We start from the raw sequence: 1,370 nt of genomic DNA on the forward strand, positions 1-1,370 counted from the left end.
GCTTAGCGCATTTCGCCACCCTTGCAACTGGCTTTCATATTGCGGCAAATTATCCGAATTCAGCGTTGCAGAACCTAACTGCAAGCTGCCAGAATTGCCGTGAGAAAAAATGTGAACTTGGTCTACAGTTTCCCCAGCAGCAGAAATTATTTGCAGTTTCGCAGTAATTTGCTCGACTCCGTTACCATTTTTATCTAAAATGATGATCTCTGCACCGGGAAGCACGCCACCCGCAAGAGTTTGATAGTCATCTAAGTCGGGATCAATGAAGACAATAGATTTAGAACCAGCATTGGGGAAAACAGATTGTGAATCCATGTTAGTGGCAAAAGTTGAACTCATTTCGCATACCCATGAGAATGTTTACTATTTGCTGGTAGATTCACCTTGAAAGCAGAAGGCTAGAGATGAAGAAGACAGTAGGCAGAATTAAAATCTCGGTGTTCGATCCGGGAGATTAAAATTTAGGTAAAAACTTTAATTTTATCCCTAAGTGAAATCCGAGACTTGTCTCCCTAATCAGCTTAAGCTGTGTAAAAATTGCGATTTTCTTCGCAATTAACAGCAGAGGATGTAATGTAAATAGTCCGGCACGGGGAACCTCTCTATATAGATTTGCCATGCACACCATTAGCCAGATAAGTAGTGCATCAAACCATTGGGAAGCCTTGGTCAGGGAAAATTAATAAAAGATTTTCGGGGGTTCCGAATTCCTGAAAATTGCTCTAGCTAGTACCTGATACATTCACATTAGATAAAACCAGGAAAAATGCCTAAAATTTTGATTACTTTAACTTTGTCCTACCTGGAAAAAACTTCCCTAGAATTTGAATTTAATGGTTGAGAAATCTGGCTTTATTCGGGCGCTACTTATGGCTAGCCAGCTCAGGATTGCAATAGACGGATGTGCCTCATTCTAGGTGTGGGCGATCGGCAATAAACAAGATTTATTACCGATCGCTGTTGAAAAGAATCAGATCGCTCGCTCCTATTCGTTGGCGTAGCCCCCGTAGGGGCGGGCGACGCTAACGTCATCCACCAAATTTCAGGAGTTTGAGAGCTTTCTTCACCACTTCTAAGCGGGCTGGCTGCTTATGGCGCACCCTACCCCAAGCAGTTAAATTGTTACCTGAGTGAAATCGGTAGCAGTGAGAATACCGGGGGTAATATTGTTAAGCTTCGCCAACAATTGATTGGTGTCCGTCACAGTAATCAAAGTTTGATTGTTGCTGGAAGTAATACTGAGTTGATTAAAACTCAAACCAGAATTCAACCCAATTAAATCCTCTCCCTTGCGGAAATCATTAATGATGTCGCTACCCAAACTTTGATTGAGGAAAAACACATCATTTCCCGAACCTCCCGTCAAT

General features: G+C 42.2%; 1 protein-coding gene and 1 pseudogene. Both read right to left on the bottom strand.

Going from position 1 to position 1,370, the window contains the following annotated elements; genetic code table 11:
• On the bottom strand, positions 1 to 342 hold a 342-nt coding region (locus tag QUA57_RS28495), incomplete at its 3' end, for a DUF4347 domain-containing protein (protein WP_333065147.1).
• A 775-nt stretch (positions 343 to 1,117) separates the two neighbouring features.
• Positions 1,118 to 1,370: pseudogene (locus QUA57_RS28500) on the bottom strand (calcium-binding protein); the annotation flags it as partial.

It is taken from the genome of Microcoleus sp. Pol7_B2 (assembly GCF_036701035.1).
GTDB lineage: Bacteria > Cyanobacteriota > Cyanobacteriia > Cyanobacteriales > Microcoleaceae > Microcoleus.